The sequence below is a fragment of the Streptomyces sp. NPDC040622 genome, assembly GCF_055593965.1.
In genome coordinates this window covers 10,166-36,573 of sequence record NZ_JBVIXD010000009.1, presented here as the reverse complement: position 1 = coordinate 36,573, position 26,408 = coordinate 10,166, and the positions used below count along the sequence as shown (strand labels likewise).

The 26,408-nt window shown below is 73.7% G+C and carries 19 protein-coding genes and 2 pseudogenes; 13 read left to right on the top strand and 8 right to left on the bottom strand.

Annotated features, from left to right (window positions below):
- Window positions 1-29 precede the first annotated feature (29 nt).
- From ACZ592_RS25805 to galE, 4 genes are all read left to right on the top strand, one after another.
- Window positions 30-3,539, top strand: coding sequence for a bifunctional glycosyltransferase/CDP-glycerol:glycerophosphate glycerophosphotransferase (locus ACZ592_RS25805; RefSeq protein ID WP_471584014.1), 3,510 nt, complete (start codon window positions 30-32; stop codon window positions 3,537-3,539).
- The gene (locus tag ACZ592_RS25800) at window positions 3,536-5,059 is read left to right on the top strand and encodes a hypothetical protein (RefSeq protein WP_471584013.1); all 1,524 of its coding nucleotides are present in this window, start codon (window positions 3,536-3,538) and stop codon (window positions 5,057-5,059) included. Before ACZ592_RS25805 ends, ACZ592_RS25800 begins: the two co-directional genes overlap by 4 nt.
- 164 nt (window positions 5,060-5,223) lie before the next feature.
- On the top strand, window positions 5,224-6,816 hold the full coding sequence (locus tag ACZ592_RS25795; RefSeq protein ID WP_471584387.1) for a glycosyltransferase family 2 protein: 1,593 nt from the start codon (window positions 5,224-5,226) through the stop codon (window positions 6,814-6,816).
- Between the two features lie 73 nt (window positions 6,817-6,889).
- The gene (gene galE / locus ACZ592_RS25790) at window positions 6,890-7,858 is read left to right on the top strand and encodes a UDP-glucose 4-epimerase GalE (RefSeq protein WP_471584012.1); all 969 of its coding nucleotides are present in this window, start codon (window positions 6,890-6,892) and stop codon (window positions 7,856-7,858) included.
- 48 nt (window positions 7,859-7,906) lie between these two features.
- On the opposite strand, the gene ACZ592_RS25785 is transcribed toward galE, so the two are convergent.
- Window positions 7,907-8,440, bottom strand: a complete 534-nt coding sequence (locus tag ACZ592_RS25785) for a TetR family transcriptional regulator (protein WP_471584386.1) — start codon at window positions 8,438-8,440, stop codon at window positions 7,907-7,909.
- A gap of 17 nt (window positions 8,441-8,457) precedes the next feature.
- On the opposite strand from ACZ592_RS25785, the gene ACZ592_RS25780 reads away from it, so the two are divergent.
- Together ACZ592_RS25780 and ACZ592_RS25775 are read left to right on the top strand one after the other, a co-directional pair.
- Window positions 8,458-8,787 carry a pyridoxamine 5'-phosphate oxidase family protein gene (locus ACZ592_RS25780; protein ID WP_471584011.1) on the top strand — a complete coding sequence of 110 codons (330 nt, stop codon included), beginning with the start codon at window positions 8,458-8,460 and terminating at the stop codon, window positions 8,785-8,787.
- A gap of 54 nt (window positions 8,788-8,841) precedes the next feature.
- Entirely contained in the window at window positions 8,842-9,006 is a 165-nt protein-coding gene (locus tag ACZ592_RS25775; RefSeq protein ID WP_471584010.1) for a hypothetical protein, read from the top strand.
- On the opposite strand, the gene ACZ592_RS25770 is transcribed toward ACZ592_RS25775, so the two are convergent.
- Window positions 8,984-9,670 carry a response regulator transcription factor gene (locus ACZ592_RS25770; RefSeq protein ID WP_471584009.1) on the bottom strand — a complete coding sequence of 229 codons (687 nt, stop codon included), beginning with the start codon at window positions 9,668-9,670 and terminating at the stop codon, window positions 8,984-8,986. The genes ACZ592_RS25775 and ACZ592_RS25770 overlap by 23 nt on opposite strands.
- Window positions 9,658-10,836 carry a sensor histidine kinase gene (locus ACZ592_RS25765; protein WP_471584008.1) on the bottom strand — a complete coding sequence of 393 codons (1,179 nt, stop codon included), beginning with the start codon at window positions 10,834-10,836 and terminating at the stop codon, window positions 9,658-9,660. Before ACZ592_RS25765 ends, ACZ592_RS25770 begins: the two co-directional genes overlap by 13 nt.
- Window positions 10,837-11,017: 181 nt before the next feature.
- Between ACZ592_RS25765 and ACZ592_RS25760 the strand changes: the two genes are divergently transcribed.
- The gene (locus ACZ592_RS25760) at window positions 11,018-11,182 is read left to right on the top strand and encodes a hypothetical protein (protein ID WP_471584007.1); all 165 of its coding nucleotides are present in this window, start codon (window positions 11,018-11,020) and stop codon (window positions 11,180-11,182) included.
- Window positions 11,183-11,203: 21 nt separating this feature from the next.
- Here ACZ592_RS25760 and ACZ592_RS25755 read toward each other — a convergent pair whose 3' ends face one another.
- A complete protein-coding gene (locus tag ACZ592_RS25755) occupies window positions 11,204-11,824 on the bottom strand; it encodes a TetR/AcrR family transcriptional regulator (RefSeq protein WP_471584006.1) in 621 nt (206 codons plus the stop codon).
- A 139-nt stretch (window positions 11,825-11,963) separates the two neighbouring features.
- Between ACZ592_RS25755 and ACZ592_RS25750 the strand changes: the two genes are divergently transcribed.
- The 6 genes and pseudogenes from ACZ592_RS25750 to ACZ592_RS25725 all read left to right on the top strand — a co-directional run.
- The gene (locus ACZ592_RS25750) at window positions 11,964-12,908 is read left to right on the top strand and encodes an ABC transporter permease (protein ID WP_471584005.1); all 945 of its coding nucleotides are present in this window, start codon (window positions 11,964-11,966) and stop codon (window positions 12,906-12,908) included.
- A 10-nt stretch (window positions 12,909-12,918) separates the two neighbouring features.
- On the top strand, window positions 12,919-13,752 hold the full coding sequence (locus ACZ592_RS25745; RefSeq protein ID WP_471584385.1) for an ABC transporter ATP-binding protein: 834 nt from the start codon (window positions 12,919-12,921) through the stop codon (window positions 13,750-13,752).
- A gap of 133 nt (window positions 13,753-13,885) precedes the next feature.
- The gene (locus tag ACZ592_RS25740) at window positions 13,886-17,479 is read left to right on the top strand and encodes a bifunctional glycosyltransferase/CDP-glycerol:glycerophosphate glycerophosphotransferase (protein WP_471584004.1); all 3,594 of its coding nucleotides are present in this window, start codon (window positions 13,886-13,888) and stop codon (window positions 17,477-17,479) included.
- On the top strand, window positions 17,476-19,734 hold the full coding sequence (locus ACZ592_RS25735) for a CDP-glycerol glycerophosphotransferase family protein (protein ID WP_471584003.1): 2,259 nt from the start codon (window positions 17,476-17,478) through the stop codon (window positions 19,732-19,734). Before ACZ592_RS25740 ends, ACZ592_RS25735 begins: the two co-directional genes overlap by 4 nt.
- Window positions 19,731-21,407: a glycosyltransferase family 2 protein gene (locus ACZ592_RS25730; RefSeq protein ID WP_471584002.1), complete on the top strand. Its 1,677-nt coding sequence runs from the start codon at window positions 19,731-19,733 to the stop codon at window positions 21,405-21,407. The genes ACZ592_RS25735 and ACZ592_RS25730 overlap by 4 nt, the downstream gene beginning before the upstream one ends.
- A 306-nt stretch (window positions 21,408-21,713) precedes the next feature.
- A pseudogene (locus tag ACZ592_RS25725) lies at window positions 21,714-21,983 on the top strand (GntR family transcriptional regulator); the annotation flags it as partial.
- A gap of 24 nt (window positions 21,984-22,007) precedes the next feature.
- Here ACZ592_RS25725 and ACZ592_RS25720 read toward each other — a convergent pair.
- From ACZ592_RS25720 to manB, 4 genes and pseudogenes are all read right to left on the bottom strand, one after another.
- Complete coding sequence (locus tag ACZ592_RS25720) at window positions 22,008-23,501, bottom strand: hypothetical protein (RefSeq protein WP_471584001.1); 1,494 nt, start codon at window positions 23,499-23,501, stop codon at window positions 22,008-22,010.
- A complete protein-coding gene (locus ACZ592_RS25715) occupies window positions 23,485-24,003 on the bottom strand; it encodes a GtrA family protein (RefSeq protein ID WP_471584000.1) in 519 nt (172 codons plus the stop codon). Before ACZ592_RS25715 ends, ACZ592_RS25720 begins: the two co-directional genes overlap by 17 nt.
- A complete protein-coding gene (locus ACZ592_RS25710) occupies window positions 24,000-24,830 on the bottom strand; it encodes a polyprenol monophosphomannose synthase (RefSeq protein ID WP_471583999.1) in 831 nt (276 codons plus the stop codon). Before ACZ592_RS25710 ends, ACZ592_RS25715 begins: the two co-directional genes overlap by 4 nt.
- 152 nt (window positions 24,831-24,982) lie before the next feature.
- A pseudogene (gene manB, locus ACZ592_RS25705) lies at window positions 24,983-26,059 on the bottom strand (mannose-1-phosphate guanylyltransferase); the annotation flags it as partial.
- Between the last annotated feature and the right edge of the window lie 349 nt (window positions 26,060-26,408).

Sequence of the window (26,408 nt, the reverse complement as noted above, 5' to 3'; positions counted from 1 at the left end):
GCCCGTATTCCCACGAAAGGCCGGTCGCCGTGCAGCCCCGTCTCAGCGTCGTCGTACCCATCTACAACGTCGAGGAGTTTCTGGAGGAGTGCCTGGAGTCGATCGCCGGGCAGACCATGGACGGTCCCGGCCTGCTGGGCGGTCCCGAGGCGCGCGGCGGCCTGGAGTGCATCCTCGTCGACGACGGCTCGACGGACGGCAGCCCCCGCATCGCCCGTGAGTTCGCCGCCAAGGACCCCCGCTTCGTCTACGTGCGCCAGCGCAACGCCGGCCTGAGCGCCGCCCGCAACACCGGGGTGCGCAAGGCCTCCCCCACCGCCGAGTTCCTCACCTTCGTCGACAGCGACGACGTCGTGCCGCACGACGCGTACGCGCGGATGATCGCGAGCCTGGACGAGACCGGATCCGACTTCGCGAGCGGCAACGTCTGGCGGCTCAACGAACGCGGCCGCTCCCAGGCCTGGCAGTACCAGTGGCTCACCGAGCCGCGCACCCGCACCCACATCGCCCGCGACCTGGACCTGCTCTCCGACCGGGTGGCCTGGAACAAGGTGTTCCGCCGCGCCTTCTGGGACCGGCACCGCTTCACCTTCCCCGAGGGCAAGCTCTACGAGGACACCCCCGTGATGATCCCGGCGCACTTCCTCGCCGGATCCGTGGACGTGCTCAGCGACCACGTCTACTACTGGCGGGTCCGCGAGGGCTCCATCACCCGGCGGCGCACCGACGTCAAGGGCGTGCGCGACCGGATCGCGGCGTGCGCGCACGTCAGCGCCTTCCTCGCCGAGCACGCGCCGGAGATGAAGAAGACGTACGACGTCTCCTGCCTGCGCGACGACTTCGTGTACTTCCTGGAGGGGCTGCCGATGGGCGGCCCCGAGTACCGCACGGCGTTCATGACGGACACGGCCGCCTTCCTGCGGCGCGCCGACCCGGACGTCATCGCGGGGCTCCCCGTCGACCTGCGCGTCAAGTGGCAGCTCGTCCGCGAGTCGCGCACCGCCGAGCTCATCGACCTGCTCTCCTTCGAGCGGGCCAACGGCACCGCCTTCCACGTGCGCGGGAAGGTCCGCCGCAGCGCCGTCTACCCGGGCGTGGGCCCCGTCCCCGAGAAGCTGTCGCGCATCGGCCGGGGCGAACTGCCCTCGGTGGCGCGGGTCGGCGAGGCGCGGTGGGGCGACGACGGGAAGCTGCGGATCAGCGGTTACGCGTACGTCCGCAACCTGGAGGCCACCCGGCCGGGGCACTCCCTGAAGGCCGGGCTCCTCAAGTCGGCGCACAGCAGGGGCCAGTTCCGCCGCGTGCCGACCAGGACGGTCGCCGCGCCGCAGGCCACCGAGAAGTCCCGGCAGCAGCTGCACTGCTACGACCTGTCCGGCTTCGAGATGACCGTCGACCCCGAGCAGCTGAAGACCGGGGGCCGCTGGCGGCCGGGGAACTGGCTGTTCGGCGTGGTCGTCGCCGGCCACGGCTCGGTGCGCAGGGCCGCCGTGCGGGCCGCGGAGGGCGCGTCCGCGCAGTCCGTGGTGCGCGAACTGGCGGACGGGCTGCGGCTCGTCCTCGGCTTCAGCAAGGGCCGGCTCGTGCTGCGCGTCCAGGAGTACGCGGCGCGCGTGGACGCCCACCGGCGCGACGGGGACGACGTGGTCCTCTCCGGCAGCCTGCCGGGACGCGTGCGGCCCACCGCCCTGCGCCTGACCCACGCCGCCACCAGGACCGACTTCGACTACCCGGCGCACCTCACGGGCGACCGCTTCGAGGTCCGCGTGCGCCTGGCCGACCTGGAGGGCGTGGCGCCCACACCGCACCGCGCGCCCAAGGAGGTCGAGCCGCCGCACGGCGACCGCTGGCAGGCCAACCTCGTCCTGCCCGACGGCACCCTGAAGTCCCTGGCCGCCACCCTCGACCTGCCCCCGGGCCGGTACGCCTCCCGTGCGGGCCGCGAGCTGTGCGCCACCGCCAACGACCAGGGCCGTCTGGTCGTCGAGCTGACCCGGCAGCCGATCGCCGACCGCGTCACGTGGGACGCGGACGGCACGCTGACCGTGGCGGGCACGGCGGCCGCGGCCAGCTGGGCCGAGCCCGAGCTGGTGCTGCGGCACAGCGGCCGCGACGAGGAGCTGACGGTGCCGGTCACCCGGGACGGCGACCGCTTCACCGCGCGGGTCGCGCCGGGCGGCGGGGCGCTGCGCGAAGGCCGCTGGTACGCGTTCCTGCGGGAGGCCGCAGGGGCGACAGGACCCGCCGAAGGGGCCCCCGGGCGCACCGAGGACGGCATGCCCGTGCGGCTGCTCGCCGCCGCCTCCTGCACGCTGCCCCTCCACCAGCACGTGCAGGGACGGGAGTTCACCGTCGACCGGCGGTTCGGGGACCGGCTGCTCCTGGAGGCGGGCTCCGTGCTCGCGCGCTCCGAGCGCGGGGCGTACCGGCGCAACCGGCTGCGCACCGTCCACTACCCGAGCCGCCGCCGGCAGCCCCTGACCGACGCCGTCCTCTACTTCGACGGGGACTCGCCGCGCGCCGTCCACGAGGAGCTGGTGCGGCGCGGCGCCGACGTCGAGCACCTGTGGGTCACCCACGACCAGCAGACCCGCGTCCCGGCGGGCGCGAAGAGCGTCGAGGAGCACAGCGCCGCCTGGTACGAGGCGCTGGCCCGCTGCCGCCGCATCGTCACCGCGGGCCACCTGCCGGACTTCTTCGAGCGGCGCGCGGGCCAGACCGTCGTGCAGACGTGGAACGGCGCCCCGCTCAAGCGCATCGGCACCGACCTGACCGACACCCTGTACGCCGACCACGGCCACCTGGACGCGCTGCCGAAGCTGTCCCGCCAGTGGGACGTCCTCGTCTCGCCGAACCGGTTCTCCACCCCGCACCTGGGCCGCGCCCTCGCCTACGACGGGGAGGTCCTGGAGGCGGGCTCGCCCCGCAACGACGTGCTGTTCACCGAGGACCGCGGCAAGGTCGCCGAGCGGGTCCGCCGCGAGCTCGGCATCACGCCGGACAAGAAGATCGTGCTGTACGCGCCGACCTACCGGGACCATCTCGCGTACTCCCCGGGCAGGTTCCGCTACGAGCCCGCGCTGGACTTCCGCGCCGCCGAGTCGGTGCTCGGCGACGACCACGTCCTGCTCGTGCGCAAGCACCCGCTGACCTCGGGCCGCCTGCCGGGCGCCCACGCGCCCTTCGTCCGGGACGTCTCCACACACCCCCGCACGGCCGAGCTGCTGCTCTGCGCCGACGTGCTGGTGACGGACTACTCCTCGCTGATGTTCGACTTCGCGCACACCGGGCGTCCGATGCTCTTCCACGCGTACGACCTGGAGCACTACCGCGACACGGTGCGCGGCTTCTACCTCGACTTCGAGACACGCGCCCCGGGCCCGCTGCTCGCCTCCACCGGCGAGGTCGTCGAGGCGCTGCGCGACCTGGACGCGATCACGGCACGGCACGCGGACGCGTACGCGGCGTTCCGCGACGCGTACTGCGACCTGGACGACGGCGGGGCCGCGGCCCGCGTCGCGGAGAGGCTCATGCGGTGAGCGGGGCGCTGCTCACCCGCCGGATCGCCCACGGCTCCACGGCCCTGGGCGGCGGCCGGCGCCGGCGGCCCACCCCGTACCTCGTGTTCGGCGGGCTGTTCTGGCTGGTGATGTCGCTGGCGTTCTGGCGGGTGCCGATGTGCTGCGACTTCGGGCAGCACGCGGCCGTCGTCGAACGCCTCAGGGACGACCTGCTCCACCCGGCGCACCCGATGGCGGACCTGCCGGGCGAGGGCAGCCCGTACTACTCGCCGTACGCCGTCGCGCAGGGCCTGTTCGCCAAGGTGACGGGCCTCGCGGGCTGGGAGGTCGTGAAGCTCTCGGGCCCGCTGAACCTCCTGGTCCTGCTCACCGGCATCGGCCGCTTCGTGCGCGTCCTGACGCCCCGGCCGTGGGCACCGGTGCTCGCGCTGGGCGCGATGGTGCTGCTGTGGGGCACCAAGATGGCGTGGTGGAGCGGCTATCTGGGCCTGATGTCGATGACGGGGAACCTCGGCTACCCGTCGACGTTCGGGATCGGCCTGGCGTTCTGGGCGTGGGCCTGGGCGGGTGCGCTGACCCGGGGCGCGGGGCGCGGCTGGTGGCCGTACGCGGGGCTCGGCGCCCTGTGCGGCCTGATCCTGCTCGTCCACCCCATCTCGTCGGTGGCCGCGGTCATCGGCGTCGTCGCCTTCGCGGCGTCGGGCCGCAGGGTGTGGCCGTGGACGGCGACCGCGCTCACCGCGGTGGTGGTGGCCGCGCTCTGGCCGTACTACAGCGTCTTCTCGCTGGTCGGGGACGAGTCCGTCGACTGGATCCACCGTCAGCTCTACACCGGGATGCCGCAGCGCTTCTGGCTGGCGCTGCTGGGTCTTCCCGCCCTGTGGCTGCGCTTTCGCAGGAACCGCAGGGATCCCCTGGTCCTGATGTTCGCCCTGGAGTGCGCGGTCGTCGCGTACGGCTGGCTCAGCGGCCACTACACGTACGGCCGCATCCTCGGCCTGACCCTGGTGCCCCTGCAGTTCGCGCTGGCGATCGAGCTCGCGGCGCCCCGCCCCTGGGGCTGGCGCAGGGGCGCGCTCGCCGGGGCGGCCGCGCTGGGGGCCTGTGTCGGCTTCTTCCAGATCCAGGCGGGCGCCGTCGTGCCGCGCGCCCTGGACCCCGTCGGCTTCGACCAGCCGCCGCGCTGGCCCGGGTACGGGTGGGCACTCGATCACCTGCACCGGGGCGACGTCGTCCTCACCAACGGCTACCACGCCACCCGCTCCGTGCCGGGCTACGACGTGAACCTCGTCGCCCCCGCCTGGCCGGACCCCGCCCTCGACGAGAGGGTCCGCGACCGCCGGCTCGCCGCCGTGCGCGCCTATCTCTCCCCCGGCTCCACCCCCGCCGAGCGCTCGACGATCGCCCGCCGCTACGACGTACGGTGGCTGCTCCTCTCGCCCGACCAGCGGGTTCCCCCGGAGGCCGTGGTGGTCGACTGGAGCTCGCGCACCGGCGAGGTCCTCGCGCGGGTGCCCGCCCCTCCCGCGCGGGAGTGACGCCGGGCGTCCGGGCCGCCAAAACCCCCTTAGTCGGATAATTGACGGAAGCCTCTAACATTTCCCCCGTGGAACGCTCCCTGCCTCATTCGCCCGCCCAGCACCAGACCACCCAGGCCTCCCCGACCTCTCACAGCGCCCGGGCCGCCCGGGTATCCGTCGTCGTGATCGGGTACAACGACGCGGCCCATGTCGCCGACGCGGTGCGTTCCGCGCTCGCGCAGGGACCCGCGGTCCACGAGGTGATCGCCGTCGACGACTGCTCGACGGACGGCAGCGGCGACATCCTGGGCACGCTCGCCGCCGCCGACGGCCGGGTGCGGGTGATCCGCCGCACGGCCAACAGCGGCGGCTGCGGCACCCCCCGCAACGAGGGGATCGACGCGGCACGGGCGCCGTACGTGATGTTCCTCGACAGCGACGACGTGCTGCCGCCCGGCGCGGTGGACGCGCTGCTCGGCGCCGCGCTGCGGCACCGCGCGGAGGTCGCCTCCGGACTGTGCGTGCGCCGCGAGCTGCCCTCGGGACGCGAGATCCCCTGGCAGCCGGAGCTCTACAAGAAGACGCAGCTCGTGGCCCGTCCCGAGCTGCGCACCCGCCTGGTGCACGACACGCTCTGCGTCAACAAGCTCTACCGCACCGACTTCCTGCGCGAGCACGGCGTCCGCTTCCCCGAAGGCCGCTTCATCTACGAGGACTTCGTCTTCACCGCCCGGGTCCTGGCCGCCGCGCCACGCATCGCGCTCGTGCCCGACACGGTCTACGTCTGGCACGTGCGCCGCACCGCCGCCAAGCTGTCGATCTCCCTGGACCGCGCCGGGGTCGCCAACTGGCAGGCCCGCATGGAGGCCCACCGCCAGTCCGTGGAGATCCTGCGGGACGCGCGCGGCACCGGCGGCAAGCGGCTCGCGCGGGCCGCCCGCGCCAAGTTCGTCGACCACGGCCTGCGCATGTACACCCGTGAACTCCCCGCGCGCGACGAGGCGTACCGGCACGAGTGGTGGGCCCTCACCCGCGCCTACCTGGCGACGTTCGACACCGCCGACCTCGACGCGGCGCCCGCGCCGGGACGCGTCATCGCCCAGGTGATCCTCGCCTCCGACGAGCCGCGCGACCTGAACCGGCTCAGGCAGGTCGCCGCCCGCCCCGCCCGGCTCGCGCCGCCCTACCCGAGGGCCGCCGACGCCACCCCCATCTGGGCCGACGACCTCCCCCAGGTCACCCTGGAGCACCTGCTCGTCCGCCCGCTGCGGCTGCTGCCCCTCGCGGTCGACGGCGAGCTGCGCCCGGGCGCGGGCGGCACGCGGCTCACCCTGCGGCTGCGCGAGCTGTACGGGCGGGTGGCGGACGCGGGTCCCGCCACGGTCGACGTCGAGCTGACGCACCGGCAGGGCGGTCTTCCGGGGCTGCGGCGGACGGCGGCGTTCCGCGCCGAGGAGCCCGGCGCCACCTGGGCCGCCACGGTCATGATCGACCTCGGGTCGCTGGCCGACGGCGTCTGGGACGTGCGGCTGCGGCTCCACTTCGAGGACGGGACGACGCGCGACACGACCGCGCACGCCGTCGCGGGGCCCGGCCTGCTGCGCCGCACGGTGGTGCCGAGCAGGCGGCGCGGCGTGCTGCTCGTCCAGCCGTACGCCACCCAGGCGGGGAACCTCTCGGTGCGGCTCGCCCCCGGCGTGCGCGGGGTCGCCGGGGTCGCGAAGCGGCGGCTGACCCGCCTGCTGCGTCCGGCCCGCGGCGCCACGGGCCGCTGACGCGGGCCGGACAACGCCTCTGCGAGACTGCACCTCACGCATCACACTCGCGACAAGACAGGACAAGACGACCATGACCTGGCTGATCACCGGCGGCGCCGGATACATCGGGGCGCACGTCGTCCGCGCCATGACGGAGGCGGGCGAGCGGGCCGTGGTCTACGACGACCTGTCGACCGGCATCGCCGGGCGGGTCCCCGACGGCGTACCGCTGGTGGTCGGCTCGGTCCTCGACGGCGAGCTGCTCGCCCGCACCTTCGCGGAACACGCGGTCACCGGCATCGTGCACCTGGCGGGCAAGAAGCAGGTCGGCGAGTCGGTGGAGCGCCCGCTGCACTACTACCGGGAGAACGTGGAGGGCCTGCGGGTCCTTCTGGAGGCGGCGGTCGCGGGCGGCGTCGCCCACGTCGTCTTCTCCTCCTCCGCCTCGGTGTACGGCATGCCCGACGTCGACCTCGTCACCGAGGAGACGCCGTGCCTGCCGATGAGCCCGTACGGCGAGACGAAGCTGGCCGGCGAGTGGCTGGTCCGCGCCACGGGCCGCGCGCACGGTCTGACGACGGCGTCCCTGCGCTACTTCAACGTGGCGGGCGCGGCGGCCCCCGAGCTCGCGGACACCGGCGTGTTCAACCTCGTCCCGATGGTCTTCGAGAAGCTCACCGAAGGGGCGGCCCCGCGCGTCTTCGGCGCGGACTACCCCACGCCCGACGGCACGTGCGTACGGGACTACATCCACGTCGTCGACCTCGCCGAGGCCCACGTGGCGACGGCCCGCAGGCTGGCGTCGGCCGCGCCCGGCACGGACCTCACCCTCAACATCGGCCGCGGCGAGGGCGTTTCGGTCCGCGAGATGACCGACCTGATCAACGAGGTCACCGGCCACGACACCCCCGCCGAGATCACGGACCGCCGCCCCGGCGACCCGGCCCGCGTGGTGGCGTCGGCGGCCCGCATCGCCACCGAACTGGGCTGGTCCGCCAAGCACGACGTGCGCGACATGGTCGCATCGGCGTGGGCGGGCTGGGTGCGGCTGCACCCTTAGGCGGCGCGCGACGGGGTGCGGCGGGCTCCGTCCCCCGGGGGCGCGGGGTCAGGCCGGGGCGCCGGGCCCGAGTCCGGCGAACAGCGACCGGCTCACCATGTCCGCCCCCTGGGCCGGGGTCAGCTCCGGCATCTCGTGGGAGGCGATGTTGGTGAGGTGGACCAGCAGGGAGCGGGCCCACCGGTCCGGGAGCCCCGGCCGCAGGGCCCCCTCGCGCACCGCGCGGGCCACGAAGGCGTCGAGCTCCCCGATCAGCAGGCGCAGCCGTTCGGCCCCGGCCTCGTCCCGCACCTGCCCCACGTCCACCGGCCACCGCCGGCCGGCGGTGATGATGCCCTCCGCGTACCGGTGCAGGGCCACCGTCACCGGCGCCTCGTCGAGCCGGGTCTCGGCCACGACCGTCTCGCAGGCGTCGAGCTTGGCCTCGTACACGGCGTCCAGCAGCGCCTCGCGGGTCTCGAAGCGGCGGTAGACCGTGCGCCGGTCGACGCCCGCGGCCGCCGCGATCGCCGCGACGCTCGCGCCGGGATCCCGGGCGAGCAGGCGTGCGCCGGTCTGCAGGACCGCGCGCTTAAGGCACACACCCAAGGAGCTGCGTGATGAGCCCGACCGCGATCCCCCTGTCGGCGGAGCTGAAGGCCGCCCTCGACGCCAAGGTCTTCGTCACGGTGGCGACCCTGCGGCCCGACGGCAGCCCGCACCAGTCCGTGGTCTGGGTGGGGCGCGAGGGCGACGCCCTGTTCTTCGTGACGGGCGTCGACAAGGTCAAGGCGGTCCGCCCGCTCCTGCGCCTCCTGGACGAGCCGCCCGCGGCACCGCTCAGCGCCTACCTCCGCGACAGCGAACTCGGCACGCACGGGCCCGGGTTCTCCCCGGCCGAGGCGCAGCGGCTCCACCGGTGCACCGAGGGGCTCCTGGCCGCCCGCTGACGCAATGAAAGGATCACGTCAGGAACCGCCCCGCAACCGAAGGACAGATCCACCGTGAAGGCCTTTCTCCTGGTCGTGCTCGTCGCCGCGCTCACCGTCAACATAGCCAGCAGCTTCGTCCTCGACGGCGGCCTGCAGGCCCTGATCAGTGTGGTCACCGGGCTGATCTCGCTCGCCTGCGGCATCACGATCTACGTCACCCGCGAGAAGCGCGCCTGACCGCGGCCGGGCCGGTCCCCCGCCCCCGGTTCAGGTAGGCGAGCACCGCCAGCACCCGCCGGTGTCCGCTGTCGCTCGGCGGCAGCCCCAGCTTCACGAACACGTTGCCGATGTGTTTGCTGACCGCACGGTCGGACACCACGAGGAGGGACGCGATCGTCGCGTTGTCCCGGCCCTCCGCCATCAGGTGCAGCACCTCCCGCTCACGCGGCGTCAGCGACTCCAGCGGATCGTCGCGGCGCCGCGTCAGCAGCTCCGTCACGACCTCCGGATCCAGTGCCGTGCCGCCGGCGGCCACCCGCTCCAGCGCGTCCAGGAACTCCTCGACCCGGCCCACCCGGTCCTTCAGCAGATAGCCGACGCCGCTCGCGCCGCCGCCGAGCAGCTCGGCCGCGTACGCCTCCTCGACGTACTGGGAGAGGACGAGGACCGGCAGGCCGGGGATCTCGGCCCGTGCCGCGAGCGCGGCCCGCAGCCCTTCGTCACGGAAGCCCGGCGGCATCCGCACGTCCAGCACCGCGATGTCCGGCCGGTGTCCGAGCAGCGCGGGCAGCACCTCGGGCCCGCTGGAGGCGACCGCCACCACCTCGTGCCCCGCGGAGGTGAGCAGCAGCACCACGCCCTCCCGCAGCAACGCGTTGTCCTCGGCGATCACCACGCGCACGGCAGCCCCACTTCGATCACGGTCGGCCCCCCGGCGGGGCTCGACACGGCCACGGTCCCGTCGAGCGCCGCGACGCGCCGCCGCATGCCGAGCAGCCCGCTGCCGCCCGACGCGTCGGCGCCGCCCCGCCCCTCGTCACGTACCGCAATCCTCAACATGCCGCCGCCCCGGGAAAGTTCCACACCGGCCCGCTCGGCCCCGCTGTGCTTGGCGGCGTTGGTCAGCGCTTCGGCGACGACGAAATAGGCGGCGGCCTCCACGGCCGCGGGAGCCCGCACGGCCTCCCCCGTCGCGTCCTCGACGCCCTCCGCCACCACCGCCACGTCGAGCCCGCTGCTCGCGGCGAGCGCCCGCACCGCGCCCACCAGACCCCGGTCCGTGAGGATCGGCGGGTGGATGCCGCGCACGACGTGGCGCAGCTCGGAGAGCGCCTCCTCGGCCTGGTCCTGCGCGTCGTCGAGGAGCTTGCGCGCCGCCTCGGGGTCCGTGTCCCAGGCGCGGCGCGCGAGCCCCACCCGCATCGACAGGGCGACGAGCCGGGCCTGCGTCCCGTCGTGCAGGTCCCGCTCGATGCGCCGCAGTTCGGCGCCGTGCGCGGCGACGGCACCGGCGCGGGTGACGGTCAGTTCCTCGACGCGCTCGGCGAGTTCGGCGCCGCGCCGCGCGTGGGGCGAGGGCGTGAGCAGGGCGCCCGACCAGCGCGCGTCGAGGTCGGCGAGGCGGGCGACGAGCGGCAGCAGGACCGCGGGCCGCCGCGCGAGGCCGCACCACGCCCCGTCGACGAGCAGGCCGAGGAGGAACAGGGGCAGCGCGACGTACAGCAGGAGCAGGCCGTAGACGAAGTGGGCGCCGAGCCAGCGCAGGTCGCGCCAGGTGCCGGGGTCCTTGAGGGCGGCGGCCACCCGCTCGCGGACCTCCCCGGTGAGCGGCAGGTAGGCCTCGGGGACCGGCTGCCCGCGCCACCGCCCGACAAGGCGCCGCTTGTACCCGGCGGTCCTGCGCAGCAGCCCTACCGTCTCGGGCAGCACGGCGGCGCCGACCACCAGCGCGGTGACGACGGCGGTGAAGAGGAGGAGCGCCAGGAAGAGGTACGAGAGGAGCGCGAGTCCGGCCCCCCTGCCCAGCTGGGCCATGGCGAGTCCTGCCCGCCGCACGGTCGCCCTCATGCAGGTCAGGCTAGGCCACAGGGTTCGGGGGCGGGAGGGGGCGGGGTGCCGGGCGAGGGTGTAGCGGGCTACACCCTCGGTTCGGGAGGGCACTCCCTCGTTCCGGCGGTCCGCGGTGGCCAGGATGGATCACAGGCCGCCGCACGAGGCGCCGGCCGCCCCGTCCGGAAGGCAGCACCCCATGAAGGCCCTGCTCTGGCTCGTCCTCGCCGCCGCGGTCGTCGTCAACGTCTCCACCGGCTTCGCCCTGGAGGGCGTGCAGCAGGTCCTGGTCAGCGTCGGCACGGGTGTCGCGGCGCTGGCGACGGGCGTGACCCTGTACGTGACGCACCGCCGTGCGGCCTGAGCCGCTGCCCGGTCCGCCGGCTCAGAGCGCCCGCAGCGCCGCCGCCGTCGCCGTCGCCAGCCTGCCCAGATACCCCTTGGGCAGCTCGGCCCGCACCACCACGGAACGCCAGTAGAGCGGCCCCGACACCAGGTCGAGCGCCAGGTCCTCGTCGGCGCCCTCCCGCATCTCGCCGCGCGCCGCGGCGGCCCGCACGATGCCGCTCGCGACGCCGTACTGCCCCTCCCGCAGCGCCTTCTGGAGCGCCTGGGCGATCTCGGGATTGCGCGCGGCCTCGGCCTGCAGGTCGGGGATGACCTGGGAGGCGACGGGGTGGCGCAGGGCGCGCGACGTCACCTCGTACAGCAGCCGCAGATCGCCCTCCAGGGAGCCGGTGTCCGGCGCGGGCAGTCCCTGCACCGCTATCGCCGAGACCAGGTCGAGCACGAGGTGCAGCTTGGAGCGCCAGCGGCGGTAGACGGCGGTCTTGCCGACGCCCGCGCGGCGCGCGATGCCCTCGATCGACATGCGGGCGTACCCCACGGAGGCGAGCTCCTCGAAGACGGCGGACCTGATGGCCTCGGTCACGTCCTCGCGCAGCACGGCGGCTCCCGCGGGGGCCCTGCGGCGCGGTTGTTCACCCTGTGGCCTGCTCGTCGTCATGCGAACAGCATAAAGCGCGACGACGATACGGTTGCGTTCCGACGTAACGACGTCCTACTCTCGGCGTTGCGACGATACGGGTCCGTCCCGACGTACCCCGACGTACGCGTCCCCGCTTCCCCGAGCGAAAGCAGCGGATGTGAGCCAGGCCCTCGACACACCGCCCCACCACGCGTCCCTGACGCCCGCGGGTCCCGCCGCCCCCTCGGCCCCGGCACCCTCCGCGGCCGATCTCGCGGCCATGCACGGCCTGACCGTCAGCGGCGCCCGCCCCTCCCTGCCCGCCTACGTGCGGCAGCTGTGGCAGCGGCGCCACTTCATCACCGCCTTCTCGACCGCCAAGCTGACGGCCCAGTACAGCCAGGCCAAGCTGGGCCAGGTCTGGCAGGTGATGACGCCGCTCCTGAACGCGGCGGTCTACTACTTCATCTTCGGCATGCTGATGAACACCCGGCGCGACGTCGACGACTTCGTCCCGTTCCTGGTCACCGGCGTCTTCATCTTCACGTTCACCCAGCAGTCCGTGATGGCGGGGACGCGCGCCATCTCCGGCAGCCTCGGCCTGGTCCGGGCCCTGCACTTCCCCCGGGCCGCGCTGCCGATCTCGTACTGCCTGCAGCAGCTCCAGCAGTTGCTGTTCTCCATGTGCGCGCTGCTCGTGATCCTCCTCTGCTTCGGCGTCCCGCCCACGGCGGCCTGGTTCCTGGCGCTCCCGGCCCTGGCGCTGCAGTTCACGTTCAACACCGGCCTGGCGCTCGTCATGGCGCGGCTCGGCAGCAGGACGCCGGACATCGCGCAGCTGATGCCGTTCGTGCTGCGCACCTGGATGTACGTGTCCGGGGTGATGTGGAGCATCGACGCGGTGCTGAAGGACCAGCGCCTGCCGCACGCGGTACAGGTACTCCTGGAGGCCAATCCGGCCGCCGTCTACATCGACCTGATGCGGTTCGCGCTGATCGACAGCTTCCGGCGGGACCAGCTCCCGCACCACGTGTGGGCCTGGGCCCTGGGCTGGGCGCTGCTCGCCGGGGTCGGCGGGTTCATCTACTTCTGGAAGGCAGAGGAGACGTACGGCCGTGGCTGACGACAAGGGCATCAAGAGCGACGAGAACGACCCGCAGACCGGGCAGGCCGGCAAGGCGGCGCCGAGCAGCGCCCCCACCGTCATCGCCGACCGCGTCGACATCGTCTACCGCGTGCACGGCACCGGCGCGGGCCGCGGCAGCGCGACCGCCGCCCTCAACCGGATCCTCGGCGGGCGCAGGAAGGCCGAGGCACGGGCGGGCGTGCGCAAGGTGCACGCGGTCCGGCAGGTCTCCTTCACCGCGTACAAGGGCGAGGCCATCGGCCTGATCGGCACGAACGGCTCGGGGAAGTCGACTCTGCTCAAGGCGGTGGCCGGGCTGCTCCCCGTGGAGCGCGGGCACATCTACACCGACGGCCAGCCCTCGCTGCTCGGCGTGAACGCGGCGATGATGAACGACCTGACGGGCGAGCGCAACGTACGCCTCGGCGGGCTCGCGATGGGCATGAGCCGCGAGCAGGTCCAGGAGCGCTACGAGGACATCGTCGACTTCTCCGGGATCAACGAGAAGGGCGACTTCATCACGCTGCCGATGCGTACGTACTCCTCCGGCATGGCCGCCCGCCTGCGCTTCTCCATCGCCGCCGCCAAGGACCACGACGTCCTGATGATCGACGAGGCCCTGGCCACCGGTGACCGCTCCTTCCAGAAGCGTTCCGAGGCCCGCATCCGCGAGCTGCGCAAGCGCGCCGGCACGGTCTTCCTGGTCAGCCACAACAACAAGTCGATCCGTGACACCTGCGACCGCGTGCTGTGGCTGGAGCGCGGCGAGCTGCGGATGGACGGCCCCACGGCGGACGTCCTGAAGGAGTACGAGCGGTTCACGGGCGGCGGCAAGGACTGACCCCGGCCCCGGCGGGCCATCCGGCCCGCACCCCGGCCCCCGCTCCGGCCCGCATCCCTAGCCGTATCCCTTTTGTCGCATCAATACGCAGATCCTTACACTATGGGAGCGTTTAGCAACAGAAGGAGTACGCGTGCAGCCACGGCTGAGTGTTGTCGTCCCCGTCTACAACGTCGAGCTCTACCTCGACGAGTGCCTGGAGTCCCTGGCCGCCCAGACGTTCCAGGACTTCGAAGTGATCATGGTCGATGACGGGTCGACGGACGGCAGCGCGGCGATCGCGGAGACCTTCGCGGCGGCCGATCCCCGGTTCCGGCTGATATCCCAGGAGAACAAGGGCCTGGGCGCGGCGCGCAACACCGGCGTGCGGGAGATGGCCCCGGGCAGCGAGTTCCTCGCGTTCGTGGACAGCGACGACACGCTGCCCGCCACGGCGTACGCGCTGATGATCGAGACGCTCGACGAGACGGGCTCCGACTTCGCGGCGGGCAACGTGACCCGCTTCCGCTCCGCCGGGCACGTCCAGTCGCCCGTGCACCGCGTGCCCTTCGCCGCGACCCGGCTGCGCACCCACGTCTCGAAGTTCCGGCCGCTGCTCACCGACCGGACCGCGTGGAACAAGGTCTACCGCCGCTCCTTCTGGGAGACCCACCAGCTGGCGTACCCGGAGGCCATGCTCTACGAGGACGCGCCCGTCAGCGTCCCCGCGCACTACCTCGCCGACTCCGTGGACGTGCTGAGCGAGCCGATCTACAACTGGCGCGAGCGCGAGATCGGCGAGCGCTCCATCACGCAGAACCGCACCAACCCGCAGGGGCTGATCGACCGCGTCCGCTCGATCCGCATGGTCCGCGAGTTCATGCTCGCCCACCTCGACGACGACCCCATGTACGCGGAGCACCTGAAGGTCTACGACAACAACGCGCTCGCCGAGGAGATCCCCCTCTTCTGGAAGGTGCTGCCCGGCTCGGACGCCGCCTACCAGGAGGCCTTCCTGGAGCACGTGGGCCGCCTGGTCCGCGAGATCGGCCAGGAAGCGGTGCGCGCGCTGCACGTGCCGCACAAGCTGAAGCTGTACCTGACCGTGCACCGGCGCCTCGACGAGCTGATCGGGCAGCTGGAGTTCGAGAAGGAGCACCCCGGCTCGATCCCCGTCTCCGGCACCCTGCACCCCAAGGCCGACTACCCCTTCCTCGACCCGGCCGACCCCGTGCCGGACGCGGTGCTCCGCCTCGACGCCGAGCTGCGCCTTCGCAGCCGGCTGGACGAGGCCGCCTGGCACGACGACAAGCTGTGGCTGTCCGGCTGGGCGTTCGCGCGCCAGCTCGGCGCCGAGTCGCGCGGCAAGTCGCTCAAGACGCTGATCCTGAAGGAGAAGGGCAGCCGCCGCAGGGTCGTCGTGCCCGCGCGCAGCCATCTGGACCCCGAGGCGACGGTGGCCTCCGGCGCCGAGTTCCGACACGCCGACTGGGCCGGTTTCCGCGCGCTGGTGAACCCCGCGCGGCTGCGCCACCGCGGCAAGTGGGTCGACGGCCTGTGGCGGGTGCGGATCGCCGTGGCAGGCACCGGCTCGACGCCGCGGCGCGGTCCGCTGGCCGGCGCGGGCACGGGCTCGGGCCAGACGCCGCCCGCGCACTGGGTCACCCAGGACGTCCGCGTCGCCCCGCAGATCCAGGACGGCGAGCTGGCCATCCGCGTGGAGACGGCGCACGCCCGCGCCCTGGAGGTCCGCGCCGAGGACGCCCACCTCCTCGTCCGCGGCATCCTGCGCACGGCCCCGCGGGGCGAGCCCCGCCTGCGCATGCGCCACCGCGAGTCCGGCACGGTCCTGAGCGTCCCGCTGGACCTCGGCGTCCCGCAGGACGGCCGCGTCCCCTTCACCGCGCGCGTCGGCACTCGGTCCCTCACCGACGTCCGTACGAACCACGAGCGCCTGCGCCCGACCCAGGCGGAACGTTCCATCGCCCGCTGGGACATGTCGGTGGAGGTCGTCGACACCACCGCCGCCGAGCCCGCCTCGACGCGCCTCGCCCTGATCCTCGACGACCGCGAGGGCTTCTCCGGCGCCCAGTTCGCGCAGGCGGACGCCACCCGTACCGTCTACGCCCGGCGCAGCCCCGGAGGCTACCTCCAGCTCTGCGACCAGCCCGTCCAGCCCCTCGTCGACCGCGTCGCCGTCGACCCCGACGGCACCGTCGCCCTCACCGGCAGCTACCCGGCGCCCGGCACCCACGACCTGTCACTCGTACTCCGCCAGACCTGGTCGGGCCACGAGTACACGTTCCCCGCGAAGGCCGCGGACGGCCGGTTCGAGGCACGCTTCGTGCCCGCCCCCACCGACCCGCACGCCGGCGCGACCCCGCTGCGCGCCGGATTCTGGTGGCCCAGCGTCCAGAAACCCGACGGCTCCCGCACCGCCGTCCAGCTCGCCCCGCCCGTCCACGCCCAGCTCCCCCTGGAGGTCGCGGCGCACGGCAAGCGCGTCGAGCTGCAGGCCCGCCAGTACGACCAGCTGGCCCTGATGGCCCACTCCGAGCTGCGCCCCGAGGAGCGCAGCCGACACCGCCAGACCCGGCTGCGCACCGAGGCCTACCCGGCCGCCCGCCACGAGCCGCTGCGCGAGGCCGTCCTGTACGACGTCTTCGGCGGCCGCATGTACGGCGACTCGCCGCGCGCCCTGCACGAGGAGCTGGTCCGCCGCGCCCTGCCCCTCGAACACCTGTGGGTCGTCAGGGACGGGCAGTGCGAGGTACCGGCCACCGCGCGGGCGGTCCGCGTGCACAGCCCCGGGTACTACGAGGCGATGGCCCGCTCCCGCTACCTCGTCGGCAACACGCACTTCCCGCGCTGGCTGGAGCGCCGCGAGGGCCAGCAGGTCGTCCAGACCTGGCACGGCACCCCGCTCAAGCGCATCGGCTTCGACTTCGACAACGACCACTTCGCGAGCACCCAGTACCTCACGGACCTGGACCGCGAGCGCCACCAGTGGACGATGCTGCTCTCCCCCAACCGGTTCAGCACGCCGATCCTGCGCAGCGCCTTCCGGTTCGGCGGCGACGTGGACGGCGAGCTCCTGGAGGCGGGCTACCCCCGCAACGACGTGCTGCTCGCCCCCGGCCGCGCCAAGCGCGCCGAGGAGGTGCGCCGCGTCCTGGGCCTGCCCGAGGGCAAGAAGGTCGTCCTGTACGCGCCGACGTGGCGCGAGGACAAGCAGCGCCACCGCGGCGGCTTCCTCCTCGACCTGCGCATCGACCTGGCGAAGGCCCGCGCCGAGCTGGGCGAGGACCACGTCCTGCTGGTGCGGCCGCACGCCCACATCGTGGAGCCGGTGCCGGGCGCGGGCGACGGCTTCGTCTGGGACGTGGCGAGCTACCCGGACATCATGGACCTGCTCCTGATCGCCGACGTCCTGGTCACCGACTACTCCTCGGTGATGTTCGACTTCGCCGTGACGGGCCGCCCGATGCTGTTCTTCACCTACGACCTGGAGCACTACCGCGACCGGCTGCGCGGCTTCTACTTCGACTTCGAGAAGCGCGCGCCCGGCCCGCTGGTGCCCACCTCCGACGAGCTGATCGCCGCGCTGCGGGACCTCGACGCGACGCGCGCGCCCTACGAGAAGGCGTACGACGCGTTCCGCGCCGAGTTCTGCGACCTGGACGACGGCGAGGCCGCGCGCCGCGTCGTCGACCGGATGCTCGCCCACCGAGGGACGGCCACCGCATGACCACACGAGAGGGGGGCGCCGCCGTGCCCGAGCAGCCCGAGCAGCCCGAGCAGCCCGAGCTGAGCGTCATCGTCCACGGCCGCAACGTGCAGGGCCACCTCGGCGCCTGCCTGGACGCCCTCGGCGCGCAGGCGTCGCCCGGCGTCGAGGTGATCGTCGCCGCGGTGGGCGCCTCCGCGCAGGCCGCCGCGGCGGACCGCCCCGGCGTCACCGTCGTGCCGCTGCCCGAGGGCACCGGCGACGGCGCGGCCCGCACCGCGGGCGCCGAGCGCGCGGGCGGCCGGTGGCTGCACTTCGTGCAGAGCAAGGACAGTGTCCCGACGGGCGCCCCGCGCGCCGTCGCCGACCGCACGGCAGGCCTGCCGGACGGCGTGGACGTCCTGGTCGTCGACCACGTCCGCTCGACGTGGCGGCACCAGGGGATGCCCGGCCCCGACGGCAGGCACCTCGCCAAACAGGGCCGCCGCGACCTGCCGCTCGCCGACTGCCCGAACCTCCTGAAGGTCACTCCGCTGCTCGGCAACCGGGTGCTGCGGGCGGAGTTCTGGCGGACCCACCGCGCCGAACTGGCCGTCGACGACGACACGTTCGCCGCGTACGCCGCGCTGCTCGTCGCCGACCGGCTCGCCACGCTCGACCAGGTGGCCCTCAACGTCCGTGAACTGCGCGCCGAGAGCCTGCCGCAGGGCGCGCCCGAGGAACGCTACGGCGTCATCGACCGCTACGAGTCGCTGCTGCGGCTCGCCGCCGGACGCGGCCTGCCGACGGCGCCCCGCGCCGCGCTGTACGACGTGATGGTCGGCCACTGCCTGCGCGTGGTGGCCCGCGAGAAGCTGCCGGACGCGGTCCGCAGGGAGTTCTTCCACCGCGCCTCGAAGGCCGCCGTCGCCTGGCGGCCCGAGGGACACCAGCGGCCCGGCGGCCTGGAGGGCGTGCGGCGCCGCCTCCTCGAAGAGGACGCGTACACCAAGTACCGCACGTTCCAGACGGCCAACCAGCAGCGGCGCAAGCTCAGGTCGGCGGTCCTCTCCCGCAAGCACCGGGTGGGCCTGAAGGTCCGCGACCTGCGCTACCGCAAGGCCTTGGAGCGGCCCGTCGACCCCGACCTCGCGGTGTTCACGGCGTACTGGGACCGGGGCGTGGCCTGCAACCCCGCGGCCATCGCCGCGAAGCTCGCCGAACTCGCCCCGCACATCCACCCGGTGTGGGTCGTCTCGGCCGCGAACGTGCCGCTGCTGCCGCCCGGCACCGACCACATCGTGCCCGGCACACCCCGCTACTGGGAGGTCCTCGCGCGCGCCAAGTACCTGGTGAACAACGTCAACTTCCCCAACGCGGTCGTCAAGCGCCCCGACGCGGTCCACCTCCAGACCCACCACGGCACACCGCTCAAGCGCATGGGCCTCGACCAGCTGGACTACCCGGCCGCGTCCAAGGGCCTCAACTTCCACAGCCTGCTGGCGCGCATCGACAAGTGGGACTACAGCGTCTCCGCGAACGGCCACTCCACCGAGATGTGGGAGCGCGCCTACCCCTCGCACTACACCTCGCTCGACCACGGCTACCCCCGCAACGACGTGTACTACGGCGCGGGCGCCGCCGACGTCCGCGCGGTGCGGGAGCGGCTCGGCATCGCACCCGGCAAGCGGGCGATCCTCTACGCGCCCACCCACCGCGACTACGAGGCGGCATGGACCCCCCGCCTGGACCTGGCCACGCTCGCCGACCGGCTCGGCGAGGACACCGTCCTGCTGGTGCGCGGCCACTACTTCTACGGCGGCGCCGCGTCCCCCCTCGCGGACCTGCGCAGGAGCGGCCGGGTCATCGACGTCTCCTCCTACGACCCGGTGGAGGAGCTGGCGCTCGCGGCGGACGCCCTCGTCACGGACTACTCGTCGATCATGTTCGACTACGCCAACCTCGACCGGCCGATCGTCATCTACGCCGACGACTGGGAGACGTACGCCAAGACGCGCGGCGTCTACTTCGACCTCATGGAGCAGCCGCCGGGCAAGGTGGCGCGCACCCAGGAGGAGCTGACGGACTTCTTCACCTCCGACGCCTGGCGTGACGAGGCCGCCGCCACGGCACGCCGCGCCTTCCGCCTGCGCTTTTGCGAGTACGACGACGGGCGCGCGGCCGAGCGGGTCGTGCGCCGCGTCTTCCTCGGCGAGCCCGAGGAGTCCCTGCCGCCCGTGACCCCGGTCGACGAGCGCACCCCGGCACCGACGCCCGAGGAGGCGGACCAGCGATGACCACCATCCCCGATGTCACCGTGACCGTCATCGTCTACAACGACGCGGAACGGCTGCCGCGCGCGGTCGCCTCGCTGCGGCGCCAGACGCACGACAACATCGAGATCATCATCAGCGACGACCACTCGACGGACCACACCCCGGACGTGGCACGGCGGTTGGCGTCCGAGGACGACCGCGTCAGCTATCTGCGGCTGCCGGAGAACAGCGGCGGGTGCAGCGCGCCGCGCAACCGGGCACTGGAGATCGCGCGCGCCCCGTTCCTGATGTTCCTGGACAGCGACGACGAACTGCCCGAGCGGGCCGTGGAGTTGCTGCTCGCGGCCCACCGGGAGCAGGACGTGGACTTCGCGATGGGGGCGGTGGAGCGGGTCCGCGTCGACACGGGCCGCACCTCCACGTGGATGCCGCACCTGGTGGCGGAGCGCCGCACGGTCCACGGCATCGAGGCGGAACCGGGCCTGTTCTTCGAGCACCTCTCGACGAGCAAGATGTACCGCCGCGAGTTCCTTGACCGCAACAACCTCCGCTTCCCCGAGGGCATCCACTACGAGGACCAGCTGTTCTCGGCGCAGGCGTACTGCCTGGCGAAGTCCTTCACGGTGATCCCCGACCCCGTCTACCGCTGGTACATCGCTCCCTACGAGGCGGCCGAGTCGGCGTCGATCTCCAACCAGCGCCACAAGCTGACGAACGTCCGCGACCGCATACACGTGCAGCGCCTCATCGACGCGTTCCTCGTGTCGAGCGGCCACGCGGACGTCCGGGAGGCCAAGGACTACAAGTTCCTCAAGCACGACTTCCGCATGTACGCGGGCGACCTCCCCTTCCGCGACGAGGAGTGGCTGAGCGGCTTCGCGGACATCGTGAACCCGTACCTGGCGGAGCTCGCCCCCGGCGCGTACGCCCGGCTGCCCCGCGCCGAGCGGGTCGTCCTCCGGCTCGTCCGCGACGGCCGCCTGGCCGAGGCCCGGCTGGCGGCGCGCGGCCTCGGCCACGGCGTGGCCCCCCGCGAAACGTCCATGGCCCCCTCCGGTCACCTCTACTGGGGCGGGCACGTCCCCGAATCGGCCGCGGCCCGCGCCGACCTCGACCTCACGGACCAGGGCCTGGACTCCCGGCCGTTCCCGAGCGCACAGTTCCGCCACGAGATCACGCGGGTGGCACAGGGCCCCGGCGCCTGCGTCGACCTCACCGTGCGCACCTACGACCCCGGGCTCCGGCTGCCCGTCGGCCCCCAGGTGGCCACGCTCCTCCTGGCCCCCGGCCGGCGCCGCATGAAGACCCCCTTCCGCCTGGACCCGGTCCGCCCCGGCGTCTTCGAAGGCGCGGTCCGCCTGAACCTGGCCACGGCCCCGCTCCCCCTGAACGGCTTCGCGGGGGCCCGCCACCCCGTCCTCCAGCTCACCCAGGGCCAACTCCGCAACACCTCCCTGCTCCTGGCACCCCTCACCTTCCCCACCCTCAGGGCCCGCGTCGACTACCGGGGCGGCGCGCTCCCGCACGAGGTCACGGTGGAACCGGAGGGCCGCGCCTCGGGCCGCCTCCAGATCCGCTGGACCCCGGTGGGCGTGACGTCGAAGGTCATACGCCCCCTGGCCCGCAAGGCAGGCGCGAAGGCCAACTCCCGCCTCCGCAGGGCGGCCCGCCTGGCCTCAAGCCTGACCCGCTGACGCGGCCGGCCCTGCCCCGGGGAACGCCCGCCCCACCCCGGGGCCCCAGCCGGCTCGCCCCACCGGCCGGCCCCGGACCTACGCCCCACCGGCCGACACCGGCCCACCCCCGGGCCGCACCCGTGCGCCCGCCCCCTCCCCGCCCCCCGTGGCGACCGCCCCGAAGCCCTCGCCCCTCACCCTGCGCGGACCCACCCGGACCTCTGCCGCCTTCCTCCTCGGCACCCGGGCTCGGCACCGCAGGCCTCCTTGAGGGTCTCGACAGCGAAGGTGCACGGAGCACCCACAGATCCGAGAGGGCGACGGGGTGCCGCCATCACGGACAAGCGGAAGATCAGGGGCGGCACCCCGGCCCTCCTCGCCGGACTCGGCTTCCCTCCGCGCCTGAGCGTGGACCGGGTGTCGGCCAGGGTCCCCACTCAGGAGCGGTTCCTCGCCCTGAACCTCCCCGGCTATCTCCCCGTCCTCCGCACCCTGCGCGTCGTGCACAGCGACGGGGACAGCCCGATCGAAGCCACCGTCATGGTGAAGGCCGGACACCTCCACGAGGTGCGGTACGAGTTCCCGCCCGCCTGAACCCACGTGAGCGCCCCGCCCGCCTCAGCCCGCCACCCCCACCACCTCATAAAGCACCTGCCCCCGGGGCCCCGCCCCCGCCCGCCGCAGCGCGGGGTCGTCCGGGCGCAGGCCGCCGTCCCCCGGGTACTCCACGATCCACCGCACCCCGTACCGCCGCAGGATGTCCAGGCGTTCCGGGCGAGGGGTCGAGGGCGCGAAGTAGGCGCGTACCGCCGCCAGGCGTTCCTCCTGGTCCGGCAGGAAGAAGTCCGGGTAGCCGGGGGCCACCGTGTAGGGGCCGTAGGCGGGGATCTGGCGGGCCGGGAAGGTCTTGGCCAGGACGACGTCGCCGTACTTCACCTGCGGGGTCAGCCAGTGGTAACCGGGCCACGGGGGTGTGTACTTGGCCGCGACGCGGGCCGGCAGCGCGTCGCGCGGGACCACGTGGCCGAGCGTGCCCGCCTGGGTCCACGCGCCCAGGAGGAGCGCCGCCGCGAGCACCCCCGCGAAAGCGCGCCGCACCACCGCGCCGCCCGCCTCGAAGACCTCCAGGGCCATCGCCAGCTGCGCCGGGATCAGGACCGCGGGCAGCACCCTGCCCCACGAGTAGTGGCCGCTCAGGCCGCCCGCCGCGAACACCAGCGCGCCGAGCAGGAAGAAGAGCGCCAGCGGGTCGCGGCGGTCCCTGCGCAGGCGCAGCCCGAGCGCCACGACGCCCGGCAGGACCAGGCCGAAGTGCGGCAGCAGGTCGCGGTAGAGGGAGCGGTGGATCGCCTCCAGGCCGCCCGCTCCCAGGAGTCCGAAGAAGGAGTAGTAGGGCCAGGCCGCGAGGACGGCGAGGCCCAGCGCGAGGCCGCAGGCCAGGCGCAGGAGCACCGCCCGTGAGGGCCACGGCCGCGCGCCGAGCACCATCGCCAGCGCCCCGAACGACGCCACCACACCCGTGAACTGGTGGCTGAGCAGGATCACCGACCAGAGCGCCCCGAGCCCGAGGAAGGACCACCGGCCCGCGCCGCCCCGCAGGGCCGTGCGCAGCAGCGCCCAGAAGTGGAAGGACAGGCCGAGCGCGAACGTGCTCGGGTACGAGATCGTCAGGGCGAGGGAGTTGAGGCCGGGGAAGCCGCTCCAGTTGAAGAGCCGCGGGCCCCAGAGGAGGAGCAGGCAGAGCAGGGCCAGCGGCGGCGCCGCCCGGCGCGCGCTCAGCGTGCGGACGAAGTGCCACACGCCGGTGGCCAGGAGGGCGAGTCCGGCCAGCGCGGCCACCCGCAGCACCACGAACGTGCCGAGCCCGGTCGCCCTGGCCAGGCCGCCGAGCAGCAGCATCCACGGGGAGTAGTACGGGCTGGGGGTGTCGGCGTCGACGAGGGGGTTGCCCGGGTCGACGAGATCGTGGCGCAGGCGCTCGACGGTCGCCGCGTGGATGCCGAGGTCGCCGGCCCAGGGCAGCCGGACGATCACGAGGAGGAGCAGGACGAGGAGGAGCAGGGCCGCGGCCCAGGTGATCCGCCGTACGACCGCGTTAGTGGCGACGCGCATCGTGCTGGAAGACCCACGTCCGGTAGACCAGGAAACGGAAGGCCGAGGCCAGGACGATCGACAGCGCCTTGGCGATGTTCGAGGCGAGCGGCCCGCTCATGTCCGCGCCGTGGTATCCCGCGTAGAACAGGACGCTCTCCATCGCCACGCCGATCCCGCTGAAGGCGAAGAAGAGGGCGATCTGCCGCTTGGTGCGCGCGGCACGGTCGCGGTAGGCGAAGAAGCGGAACCCGAGGTAGTTCGTGCCCATGGCGACACAGCTGGCCAGCACCGTCGCCGTCATCGGGCCCGAGGACAGTCCGTGCAGCAGCAGGTTGAAGACGACGAGGTTCACGGCCACGCCGCTGCCGCCGACCACGCCGAACTTCACGACCTCCAGGAACAGCCTGCGCAGCCGGGCGAGGGTGAGCCGGCGCGCGGGTGCCGGCGCGGGTGCCGGCGGGGCCGCCGCGGGCGCGGGCGCCGCGGTCGACGGCGCCTCGCGCAGGGTGGGCGCACTCATCCACGTACCCCCGGACCGCGGCCGCCCGCTCTCGCGTCCAGACGCAGCTTCCACGGCATGACGACCGACTCCAGCTGCACCATCAGGTTCATCTTCGACTCGCCGACCGTGCGGTCCTCGAAGTGGATCGGCACCTCCATGACGTCGAAGCCGCGGCGCAGCGCCCGGTACTTCATCTCGACCTGGAAGCTGTAGCCCGCGCTGTCCACCGAGGCCAGGTCGATGGCGCGCAGCGCGTCGGCGCGCCACAGGTTGAAGCCGCCGGTGATGTCGCGGACGCGGGTGCCGAGGATGGTGCCCGCGTAGGCGTTGGCCCAGCGGGAGAGCAGCTTGCGGTGGGCGCCCCACGCGTCGGAGAGGGTGCCGCCCTGCACGTACCGGCTGCCGATGACGACGCCCGCGTCCGTGGCGAGGGCGACGCCGAGCAGTGCGGCGGCCTTCTCCACGGGGTGGCTGCCGTCGGCGTCCATCTGCAGGACGTAGTGCGCGCCCTCGGCGACGGCCTGCGCCATGCCGGCCGCGTAGGCCCGGCCGAGGCCGTCCTTCTCGGTGCGGTGCAGGACGCTCATGCGGGCGCTGCCGTACCGCTCGGCGAAGCGTTCGGCGATGTCGCCGGTGCCGTCGGGGCTGGAGTCGTCGACGACGAGCAGGCGCAGACCGGGCAGCGGGAGCGCCATGAGGGCCTCGGCCATGCCGGGCAGGTTGCCCGCTTCGTTGTACGTCGGCATGACGACGGTCAGCGGGGTCGCGGCCCAGGCTTCGGGAAGCCGGGCGGCGAGGTCTTCGTGGAGGTGCGCCGAGATGTCCTGGGGGGAGTTCGCAGTCATGCCTCAAGCCCTTCGGTGGTCAGGGTTCGCTGTCCGTCGGGGACGCAGGGGACGCAGGGGGCGCCTGGGTCGTGGGGGATGGCGGGGACGTCAGGGATGCCGGCGACGCCTGGGAGTTCAGCGCCGCCCGGGATGCCCGGGGCGCCCGGGACGTCGGGCGAGAAGCGGAGCGCCGCGTCGGGCAGCACCGCCTCGCACCACACCCGCGCCCCGGTGCGCAGTTCGTTGTCGGCCCCCACGCGCGCGCCGTCCCCCACGACCGCGCCTTCGAGGACGGTGCGGTGCCCGATGCGGGCCCCCGCGCCGATCAGGCTCCGGCGGACGTCGGCGCCCGCGCCCACCTCCGCCCCGTCGAGCACGACCGAGCCGTGCACGAGCGCTCCCGCCCCGATGCGGGCCCCCGCCCCCACGACGGTGCCCGCGGCGAGCCGGGCGTCCGCGGCGACGTGCGCGCCCGGCAGGACGAGCGCCTCGCCCCGCTCGCCGGGCAGGGCGGGCGAGTGGATGACGCCGCGCACGAGGTCGGCGGAGGCCTGGACGAGCGCCTCGGGGCGGCCGAGGTCCAGCCAGTAGGTGTTCTCGACCTGGCCGTGCAGGTACGCGCCGAGGGCGAGCAGTCCGGGGAAGGTCTCGCGCTCCACGGAGACGGGACGGCCCTCGGGGATGGTGTCGATGACGGACCGGCGGAAGACGTAGGCGCCGGCGTTGATCTGGTCGGTGACGATCTCCTCGGGCGTCTGCGGCTTCTCGGTGAAGGCGAGGACGCGTCCGTCGGCGTCCGTCGGCACGAGGCCGAAGGCGCGGGGGTCGTCGACGCGGGCGAGGTGGAGCGTGACGTCGGCGCCGCGCTCCGCGTGCACGGCGACCAGGCCGCGGATGTCGACGCCGCTGAGGATGTCGCCGTTGAGGACGAGGACGGGCTCCTCGGCGCCGCAGCGCAGCCGCCGGGCGGCGTGGCGGATGGCGCCGCCGGTGCCCAGGGGCTCGTCCTCGACGACGTACTCCAGGGTCAGGCCGTACGCGGATCCGTCACCGAAGTGCGGTTCGAAGACCTCGGCGAGATAGCAGGTCGCCATCACGACGTGGTCCACGCCGACGGCGGCGAGACGCGCGAGCTGATGGGCGAGGAAGGGCACCCCGGCCGCGGGGACCATCGGCTTCGGCGTGTGGACCGTGACCGGCCGCAGCCGGGTGCCCTGCCCGCCGACCAGGAGAATCGCTTCCGTCATCGCCGTGCCCGCGACCTTTCCTGCGTTTCGGATCTCGTACCTCCATCAGACAATCTCACCCACCTTAGACCAAATGTCTGAATTGATGGGGTATGGCGAATCTCATCACCCATTCCGCGCCATCCGGGCAACCAATCCCGCCACGCCGGACTCCGCCCCATACAGGGACGCGAGAACGACGGCAACACCTCCCAGTGCCCCGCATCCGCCCCGCCACGCGCCCCGGCGCCCCGCCCCACCCGCGCGCCGGGCGCACGAGACGGGGGCGGGGGGGGGGGGGGGGGGGGGGGGGGGGGGGGGGGGGGGGGGGGGTGGGGGGGGGGGGTGGGGGGGGGAGGGAGGGGTGGGG

Coding starts and splice junctions, on each gene's coding strand:
- ACZ592_RS25760 (WP_471584007.1), top strand. CDS start 11,018: ATGAAGGCCCTGCTCTGGCTCGTCCTCGCCGCCGCGGTCGTCGTCAAC.
- ACZ592_RS25720 (WP_471584001.1), bottom strand. CDS start 23,501: ATGCGCGTCGCCACTAACGCGGTCGTACGGCGGATCACCTGGGCCGCG.
- ACZ592_RS25710 (WP_471583999.1), bottom strand. CDS start 24,830: ATGACTGCGAACTCCCCCCAGGACATCTCGGCGCACCTCCACGAAGAC.
- ACZ592_RS25730 (WP_471584002.1), top strand. CDS start 19,731: ATGACCACCATCCCCGATGTCACCGTGACCGTCATCGTCTACAACGAC.
- ACZ592_RS25735 (WP_471584003.1), top strand. CDS start 17,476: ATGACCACACGAGAGGGGGGCGCCGCCGTGCCCGAGCAGCCCGAGCAG.
- galE (WP_471584012.1), top strand. CDS start 6,890: ATGACCTGGCTGATCACCGGCGGCGCCGGATACATCGGGGCGCACGTC.
- ACZ592_RS25780 (WP_471584011.1), top strand. CDS start 8,458: ATGAGCCCGACCGCGATCCCCCTGTCGGCGGAGCTGAAGGCCGCCCTC.
- ACZ592_RS25755 (WP_471584006.1), bottom strand. CDS start 11,824: ATGACGACGAGCAGGCCACAGGGTGAACAACCGCGCCGCAGGGCCCCC.
- ACZ592_RS25715 (WP_471584000.1), bottom strand. CDS start 24,003: ATGAGTGCGCCCACCCTGCGCGAGGCGCCGTCGACCGCGGCGCCCGCG.
- ACZ592_RS25765 (WP_471584008.1), bottom strand. CDS start 10,836: ATGAGGGCGACCGTGCGGCGGGCAGGACTCGCCATGGCCCAGCTGGGC.